This is a genomic window from Granulosicoccus sp. 3-233 (genome assembly GCF_052681095.1).
This window is the reverse complement of sequence record NZ_JBQYLE010000004.1, coordinates 1-8722: the sequence shown is the minus strand read 5'-3', so window position 1 is coordinate 8722 and position 8722 is coordinate 1. Positions and strand designations below refer to the sequence as shown.

The 8722-nt window shown below is 56.0% G+C and carries 6 protein-coding genes; 4 read left to right on the top strand and 2 right to left on the bottom strand.

Annotation, left to right across the window (positions count from 1 at the left end; translation table 11 throughout):
• Positions 1 to 47: 47 nt before the first annotated feature.
• A complete protein-coding gene (locus ACUNV4_RS11975) occupies positions 48 to 1259 on the bottom strand; it encodes a pyridoxal-phosphate-dependent aminotransferase family protein (protein WP_430878786.1) in 1212 nt (403 codons plus the stop codon).
• Positions 1260 to 1529: 270 nt separating this feature from the next.
• On the opposite strand from ACUNV4_RS11975, the gene ACUNV4_RS11970 reads away from it, so the two are divergent.
• The 4 genes from ACUNV4_RS11970 to ilvN all read left to right on the top strand — a co-directional run bounded on the left by ACUNV4_RS11970 (position 1530) and on the right by ilvN (position 7127).
• A complete protein-coding gene (locus ACUNV4_RS11970; RefSeq protein ID WP_430878785.1) occupies positions 1530 to 3641 on the top strand; it encodes a 4Fe-4S binding protein in 2112 nt (703 codons plus the stop codon).
• Entirely contained in the window at positions 3638 to 4528 is an 891-nt protein-coding gene (locus tag ACUNV4_RS11965; RefSeq protein ID WP_430878784.1) for an FAD:protein FMN transferase, read from the top strand. Before ACUNV4_RS11970 ends, ACUNV4_RS11965 begins: the two co-directional genes overlap by 4 nt.
• Positions 4529 to 5112: 584 nt before the next feature.
• Complete coding sequence (gene ilvB / locus ACUNV4_RS11960) at positions 5113 to 6801, top strand: acetolactate synthase large subunit (RefSeq protein ID WP_430878783.1); 1689 nt, start codon at positions 5113 to 5115, stop codon at positions 6799 to 6801.
• A gap of 2 nt (positions 6802 to 6803) precedes the next feature.
• Positions 6804 to 7127, top strand: a complete 324-nt coding sequence (gene ilvN, locus ACUNV4_RS11955; protein ID WP_430878782.1) for an acetolactate synthase small subunit — start codon at positions 6804 to 6806, stop codon at positions 7125 to 7127.
• A 101-nt stretch (positions 7128 to 7228) separates the two neighbouring features.
• Here ilvN and ACUNV4_RS11950 read toward each other — a convergent pair whose 3' ends face one another.
• Complete coding sequence (locus ACUNV4_RS11950; protein ID WP_430878781.1) at positions 7229 to 7399, bottom strand: YceK/YidQ family lipoprotein; 171 nt, start codon at positions 7397 to 7399, stop codon at positions 7229 to 7231.
• Positions 7400 to 8722 lie beyond the last annotated feature (1323 nt).

Sequence of the window (8722 nt, the reverse complement as noted above, 5' to 3'; positions counted from 1 at the left end):
AGACGCATTGACGCATTGACGCATTGACGCATTGACGCATTGACGTTCTAGCGCTCAGACGGGCGCAAGCCTTGGGCAATCCAGCTACTGGCCGCTTCCAGTGCGCCGCTGCCATGCGGGATATCCAGCGCCTTCAGGCCGGCATCAATACTTGCCAGAGTGCCGAACAACATGGCAGGGTTCAAGTGGCCCATGTGGCCGATGCGAAAGCCGGTATCGACCACCGTGGCAGTGGGTGTGGGTTTGAGCCCGACACCGAGCACGACGCCCAGTTGTGTTTCGCACCAGTCTCGCAGCCGATTGGAATCCCCGTCGGCGGTATCGACGGCGGTGACCGCCGTGGAGCGGTGCAGCGGGTTCGGCACATGGCAGCGAATCTCCCCGCCGGCACTCCAGGCATCCACGGTCGCCCACACACAGCCTGCCAGTGTGCGATGACGTTCCCAGACATGCTCCATGCTCTCCTCCAGCAGCATGTCCACCGCTTCTCGCAAACCGAAGAGATGATGCGTGGGTGGTGTGCCACCAAAATGATCCGGAAATACAGATGGCCTGGCTCGGGCTTTCCAGTTCCAGTACGGCGTGTTCAACGTTGCCACCTCGTGCAGTGGCCAGACCTTTTCGCCAATGAAGACGATGGCAAGCCCCGGTGGTGTCATCAGACCCTTCTGGCTGGCCGTGAGCAGCACATCCACCCCCCAGTCATGCATGCGCATGGGTTCGCAGCCGAAAGAGGCGATGGCATCCACCATCAGGAGCGCCGGATGGTCGGCGGCATCCAGCGCCTTGCGCAGAGCCTGAATGTCATTGCTGGTGGAGGTTGAGGTGTCGGTCTGCACCGTGATGAGCGCCTTGAACCGCTTGTCGGTATCGGCCTCGAGAGCGGCCTGAACACGCGCCGGATCGGCGGGCTCTGTCACCCCGAATTCCAGGGTCTCCACCTCGATGCCGAGCTGCCTCGCCATCTGCACCCAACCGAGCGAAAAGCGTCCGGTTACCAGTGCCAGAATACGATCCCCACGGCTCAGCGTATTGCACAGGCTGGCCTCCCAACCGGCATGACCATTGCCGATGTAGAAGATGGCATATCCTTCACAGCCGGCCACGCGCTTCAGGTCGTCCAGCAAGCCTTTGGTGAGATCCACCAGGGGGCCGGCGTAGATATTCGGCGCATTGCGATGCATGGCGCGCAACACGCGATCGGGAATTACGGAAGGGCCGGGGATGGCCAGGTGGTCACGACCGAAAGCCAGGGACATGGTTCGACAAGCTGCATTCAAGTTCCTGCATACGGTATACGAAAGGCAGTCTCTCGTCAGGCATGAGAGGTGTCAGAAGTCCGGACTCTGGCTGCCGGGCAAGCGGTGTCCGAAGGTAGCATTGACGCCTCTGGGTCAGTACGTTGAAATCATTGCACAAGCCTGCCATGTGCATGGTCCCGATCCCGACGTTTTTCCCGACGACGAACCCGTATTCATGACTTGCCCTGGACAGAACGGACGTGCCAGCACACAAGGCGGATGCCTGCCTTGCAACTGAGAGCCTTGCTGAAAGTCGCCCTGTACGCCGTGTTCTTGCTGGTCAGCGCATCACTGAGCGCGGCGGACGAACCCCTGAGCCGGGAGGCACTTGAGTCCTATATCACGCCGCCCATGAGCTTGGGGGACGCTGTCAATGACAGGGGTGTGTGGCAACTGCTCAACAGCGGCGGCGGTGAGGCGGGGTATGTCTTCGAGACGGAACCCCTGGCGCCATTACCCGGTTTTTCCGGTGCGGCCATCAACCTGCTGGTGGTGCTCGATCTGGAAGGTCGTTTCATTGACGTGCAACTGATTTCGCATAACGAGCCCATCTTCGTGTCGGGCTTGCCCGAACATCTGTTCATCGACTACTTCAGGCAATATCGCGGTCACTCAATTTCCGAATCCCTGGTTGTAGGCACGCCATACGGGTCTGCCAGCGAGGGTTCGGCACTGGTGTATCTGGATGGGGTAACCAAGGGGACCGCTTCCGTGCGCATTGCGCACGAGAGCATTCTGGCGGCATCGCTGCAGGTTGCGCGCGAGAAAATGAGTGGTATCAGCACGGGTGCTCCCGCTTTCCCCAAAGCCGATCATGTGGAAGAGCTAACCTGGGACGAGCTGGTCGAACAAGGCATTGTCAGACGCATGAAGGTGACCAATGCCGAGATGGATGCCGCCTTTGCCGACACGCTGTGGGAGGACGATGACCCGGAGGCCAGGGATGATCCTGATGGGCTTTACCTGGATTTGTGGGTGGTGGATGTGGGGGCGCCGTCGATTGCAAAAGCCGTCCTGAGTGAGGAGAGCTTCGCAGAGCTGCAGGATTTTCTGGAGATCAAGGACACCACTGAGCCTGTGCTGCTAATTGATGCGGCACGGCACGGCCTGGTAACGGAGGATTTCGTACGCAACACCGCACCGGACCTGATCAGTGCCGAGCAAGGGGGTTTCCCCATTGCCTTTCGTGACAGCGATATCTTCGTCGAGCTGAACGATGCCGTGCCGGATGCGTTGCATGACGGGGCCAAGCTGGTCATTCGCACCGACCGCCGGCTGGGCTTTGACCCCATTTCGGAATGGACACTGCAGATCAAGGCCCTGCGCTCCCATGGATCGTTCATGCCGGAGATCGGCTCCCGAACGCTGGAGGTGGATTATGTGGCCCCCGAGCGCTTCTACACACGTCCCGAAGTGATCAAGCCCGCGCCGCCGTGGGTGGATGCATTGCGCAATCGACAAACCGATCTGATCATTCTGGGCGTGTTTCTTGTCGGCCTCACAGGCTTGTTGCTATCGTCGACGAACACGCTTGCCGCTCATCGCCATTTCACGCCTGTACGCCTGGGAATCCTGGCGTTTGTCGTGGCGTTCGTGGGTTGGTGGGGGCAGGGCCAGCTATCCATAGCCACCCCGCTTGCCATCGTGCGGACCGCCTTCGAAGGTGGCAGCTTTGCGTTTCTTCTCTACGATCCTTTCTCTCTGGTGCTCTGGGTCGTGACCATCGTCGGCTTCGTGTTGTGGGGGCGTGGGCTCTTCTGCGGCTGGTTGTGTCCATTCGGTGCCCTGCAGGAATTTGCGCATCATCTGGGCCGATTGATGGGCCTGCCTCAGATAAAGCCGAGCGCCGTCTGGGATGCTCGACTCAAATACCTGAAGTACGTGGTTCTGGCAGGTCTGATCGCACTGATCTTCACGCTGCCATCCGTGCTGGACAAGGCGATAGAAGTGGAGCCATTCAAGACAGCCATCACCACCTTCTTTATCCGCGAGTGGTACTACGTGGCCTATGCGGTGTCCTTGCTGCTCCTGTCAATGGTTCTGTTCAAGGGCTTTTGTCGTTACCTGTGCCCTCTGGGGGCGGTGATGGCTATCGGTGGCCTTCTGCGGGTACGTGGCTGGATAGAGCGGCGTGTCGAGTGTGGATCGCCGTGTCAGTTGTGCCGTGTAAAATGCAACTACGGTGCGATCCGGAAAACCGGTGAAGTAGAATACTCGGAATGTTTCCAGTGCCTGGATTGCGTGACTATCCATGACGATCCGAGCAAATGCGTACCCTTGATCCTTGAGGGGAAGGGGCGTCAATCGAAACTGAGTCAGATCAGGGTGGCGGTGGAATGAAGATCAGTCGTCGACGATTCCTTTCGATCACCGCCACCTTTCCTGCCACGTTCGCTGTCGCGGCAGAAACTCACCGCTGGCACGGGCGTGCCTTTGGCAGTGAAGTCAGCCTGAGAATACGCGGGCCCGAAAGAGCGGCGAATGAAGCAATCAGTGAAGCGCGCTTGTTGATCAGGCAAGCCGAGAAGCTGTTCAGCCTGTACGACCCTGAATCGGCGCTGGTGCAGCTCAACCAGAACGGTGTGCTGCGTCCATCTGCGCATTTCCTCAGGCTCATGCGGTCAGCCGATCTGGCCTACCGCCTCAGCGATGGCCTGTTTGATCCCAGTGTGCAACCGCTGTGGGACAATGCCGTACAGGGGCGTGACCCGGCAGAGGTCTCGCATCTGGTCGGCTGGGAAAAGGTTCGATTCAATGCAGCTCGTGTTGCATTGGCACCGGGTCAGGCGCTGACGTTCAACGGCATCGCCCAGGGTTTCGCGACAGACCTGGTATCAGAACGACTTCAGGTACTTGGCTTCACGCAATCGCTGGTCAATATTGGCGAATACAGAGGTACGGGCGGTCCGTGGACGCTGGGCTTGTCAAACCCGAGCCACGGGATGGTTGACACGCATACCTTTAAAGATTCCGCAGTGGCCACCTCCAGCCCGCTGGCGACACCCATCGGTGATCACGGCCATATATTCCTGCCCACAGGGCAGGCCAGTGATGATCGTCGCCCCTGGTCGACCGTGTCTGTTGAAGCGGAGACGGCGACGCTTGCCGATGCATTGTCCACAGGCCTGGTCTGGGCGGATATGAGGCTGGTTGAAAAGGTCAGGCAATTCCCAGCGGTGCGTCGTGTGACCCTGGTGGATGAGTATGGGGATCTGCTGAATTTATAAGGTGTCCATTCTCCATTCAAATGATTGTCGAGACACCTGACGTCAAGAGGCCTAGTGCCGCCGCCATGAGTAGTACTTTCAGGATTGACCAATGCCAGGCGAAAACAGCCACTGCGCAGATGCCAGTCAGGATCAGAACGCGCCAATCCAGAGTCTCGAAGCCTGGGGTCCACAAGGTGAGCGGCCCAACGTCATGGTTGCGGCAGCGAGTCCTGAAAGCACGCCACCTTCCCGATAGCCTGCGACAAAGCCTACGAATTCGGTCACCAATATCAATGGGCCGGCACTTTTCCACCCCAACTTCCGTGTCTCTTGCACAGCGTATGGAAATCTGCTTATACTCCATACCACCAAACAACTGTTGATCCAATTTTTCCCCTAATGGCTTTGTCGTTCACACAAGTTAATCTGCTGAAAGCTGCGCTTGATGTCGTGGTGGTGGTGCTTGTCGTGGTCGTCGGTTTCGTGCCGTAGGGGTTGAGTCAACACACTGATTTCAAAACCCCGCCGGCGCAAACCTGGCGGGGTTTTTTGTTTCCCCCGCCTTAAAGTTGCGCTGGCTCAGACTCATACAGGACTGAAGCATGGCAACCTTGGCCACCGAATTACCTCAAACCCGACGAATCTCTGGTGCGCAGCTCATTGTGCATCTGCTGGAACGTCAGGGCATCACCATGATCTCTGGTATCCCCGGTGGTACGGTGCTACCACTCTACGATGCACTGAGCGAAAGCAGTATTCGTCACGTGCTGGCTCGTCATGAGCAAGGCGCTGGCTTTATCGCGCAAGGCATGGCTCGTACCAGCGGCAAAGCGGCGGTCTGTGTCGCCTGTAGTGGTCCAGGTGCGACGAATCTGGTCACGGCTATTGCCGATGCGCGCATGGATTCCGTCCCCCTGGTGTGTATTACCGGTCAAGTACCTCGCGACATGATCGGTACGGATGCCTTTCAGGAGGTCGATACCTACGGTTTGTCCATTCCTGTTACCAAGCACAACTATCTGGTGCGTGACATTGCGGATTTGCCCCGTGTGATTGACGAAGCCTTCTCGATTGCAGAATCGGGCCGGCCAGGGCCGGTCTGGATTGATGTCCCCAAGGATGTACAGTCGGCTGAGCTGGACTATGACGACGTCGCTTATCTCATCGAGAGGCCCGCCTTACCGGAGATCAGCTCGCAGAGCATTCTCGATGCGGCGGCGATGATCAATGCTGCCGAGCGTCCCATCCTGTATGTGGGTGGCGGTGCCACGAATGCGGTAGAGCAGGTTCGAGAGCTGGCAGAACACGGCCATTTACCTGCCACCATGACGCTGAACGGTTTGGGCATATTGCCAACGGACCATCCACGGTCTCTGGGTATGCTGGGCATGCACGGGGCGCGTAGTACCAATCTGATCATGAACGAGGCGGATTTGCTGGTTGTACTGGGTGCACGCTTCGATGACCGTGCTATTGGCTTGGCTGAGAAATTTTGCCCGAATGCCAGCATCATTCATGTGGATATCGATCGCGCTGAAATTGGCAAAATCCGCCAGCCACATATTGCCATTCAGGGTGATGTGGGCGAGGTGCTGACGCGTTTGCTGCCACGGATTACCTCAGATGGTCGTGAAGAGTGGTTGGCAGCGGTGAGCGACATGCAGGCACAGTTTCCCGATCACCGACCGGGCATCGAAGACCCGTTGACTCACTTTGGTGTGATTCGCGCCGTAGCGCAATGCGTCGATGGCAGCGAAATCATCACGACCGATGTGGGCCAGCATCAAATGTGGGTAGCACAGTCCTACCCCTTCAATCGTCCGGGTCAATGGTTGACGTCAGGTGGTTTGGGCACCATGGGCTTTGGTCTGCCAGCGGCCGTTGGTGCGGCGTTAGCCGAGCCGTCACGCAAAGTCTTGTGCTTTTCCGGTGATGGCAGTTTGATGATGAACATTCAGGAGATGGCCACAGCCGCTGAAAATGATCTGGATGTCAAGATCATTCTCATGAACAACCGAGCGCTGGGCCTGGTGCATCAGCAGCAGAGCATGTTCTACCGAGAAAATGTATACGGCGCGACGTATCTGCAGAAAACCGACTTTCTGGCTATCGCGGCAGGTTTTGGCCTGGACACCTGTGACCTGAATGCTGCTGACGATCCTGAAACGGCATTGAAGGCAGCCATTGACAAGCCAGGGCCATGCTTGATTCATATCTTCACTAATCCTGAAGAAAAGGTGTATCCGATGGTGCCTGCTGGCGCTGCCAACACACACATGCTCGGAGAATAGCCATGCAGAATCAATTTCCCGTACTCGAACTGATTGTACGTAACCATCCCGGTGTCATGTCGCATGTTTGCGGCCTGTTTGCACGGCGTGCTTTCAACGTGGAAGGTATTGTCTGCTTGCCGATATCCGGTAGTGAGCAGAGCCGCATCTGGTTGCAGGTGCAAGCGGGTGACCAGTTGGAACAGATGATTCGACAGCTTGAGAAATTGGAAGATGTGATAAGTGTGCTGAAACCGGATCTGGATTCAGATACGTTTGATCGTTTGCCTGCGATGTTCAAGCACCAAACCAGGACTGTGGCGTCTGGGTCTACCTCAGTTGTTTAAGCCGGGCTGAGCCAAGTAGCCCTCTGTCTACGGTACAGAGGGCTTCAGTCAAGTCATTGCCATGTTCGTGGAAGCTGTGACGTGGATTGCTAATCGTGATCTCAGTGCTGATAGAACAATGCCACTGGAACGGTATACCCAAGCACGAAAACATCCAGTGCGGCGCTGAATGGCAGATCCAACAATGGATAGGCTGGCGGGGAAACACCAAATCTTTCGGTAATTGCGGATTCGTCTCGCAGAGAGGCAAGGTCAAGCCTGACGCCACTCATGACCAAAGGTTTTCTTTCGTGAAGGGGCTGGTTCAGTGTCGAAGTTGTTGCACACCCGCTGACTGATATCAGTAACAGCAGTAGCCATGGCACATGGAGACGTTCAGGTGCTTTCATGGAAAGAAAATCAATTGCCCAAAAATGCCTTTGTTACCAGGCTCTAAATCAACACAAAGCCAATATCGAGTATGACCCTTCATATTGTATCACTGTGTTTTCACTGACAGATTGCTTTGCTGGAGGCTCAAATCTCGATTCTTGTCAAAAGAGGCACGTTCAATCTGCTGTAGCAACTGAGGAAAACCGGGAAATATCGCCATATTTGGAAATCGATACCACTTTGTAATCGTGTATGTCACGAGATAACCCGGTTACCACCGAGCTGTTTCTATCTGCTCTCCAATCACCCTCCACAGTAGTAGCGTGGTCAAAGTTGCCGTCTCGGTTTATTCGGTAAACGTTTTATTTTTCGGATGGACTGCTGCGCGGAGTTGCTCGGCTCACCTCGACCAAGGATGATGATAGTGCGCTGGCCTGCACATCATAAGGAGGGCCAAAGACGTTCGTCCTCATAGTCACATCTGCCGACAAGATGGAGCACACGTTGTCGATCTTGTAGCTGTCGCGGTGCTGGTGTTTGCAGTGATGCAGATCCGGGGGCTGAAGCAGTATCGAGAGCTGATAGCCGTACGCTAGTCGGTCATTTGTTCACTATTTTCAGCTGGCCATTGAAGGGGGCACTGGGTTTGCGCCGTGTGACGTTGGTGGGTGAACGGGGCGATCTGATCAATTTGCAGGGGACAAGTCCACTGCGTGCGAACGGCACTCCCTCCAGTTCAGGGTAGCGATAACCCAATACGGGCACCTCGTGATGTGTTCTCTGTCCATGGCATTGTCATGGCTTGACTAGCGTCATGTGGACACCATCGTGAAACTGGCCATTGATACACACGGCATCCGGCTCAACGCCATATTCCACAAAACCAGTAGATCTGTATAAGGCAATTGCTGGTGCATATTCCGGGGCTTGTTGATCACTGATTCTGATCCATGGTGATCACCCGTTCTGATTGAATGTGATCATCGATTCTGCTCCGAAGGTGATCACTTTTGGTCTCTGACCAGAATCGCTGATCAACTTGTCAGAATCACTGATCACGATGCCAGAATCAGTGATCATCATCGATCAGAATAAGATCTAACGCATTGTTTTTATTAGTCGTTAAGCTGCGCTCTCATTTCAATTGAGCGCACAGTTTTGGCTACACCGAGACTCCCAATGCGAAAGATCAAAACCATCCTGCGTCTGCACTACGAAGCTGG

What these genes read in the sequence shown, in the direction of transcription:
- ACUNV4_RS11965 (WP_430878784.1), top strand. Translation starts at nt 3,638, where the DNA reads ATGAAGATCAGTCGTCGACGATTCCTTTCGATCACCGCCACCTTTCCT.
- ACUNV4_RS11975 (WP_430878786.1), bottom strand. Translation starts at nt 1,259, where the DNA reads ATGTCCCTGGCTTTCGGTCGTGACCACCTGGCCATCCCCGGCCCTTCC.
- ilvB (WP_430878783.1), top strand. Translation starts at nt 5,113, where the DNA reads ATGGCAACCTTGGCCACCGAATTACCTCAAACCCGACGAATCTCTGGT.
- ACUNV4_RS11950 (WP_430878781.1), bottom strand. Translation starts at nt 7,399, where the DNA reads ATGAGTGGCGTCAGGCTTGACCTTGCCTCTCTGCGAGACGAATCCGCA.
- ilvN (WP_430878782.1), top strand. Translation starts at nt 6,804, where the DNA reads ATGCAGAATCAATTTCCCGTACTCGAACTGATTGTACGTAACCATCCC.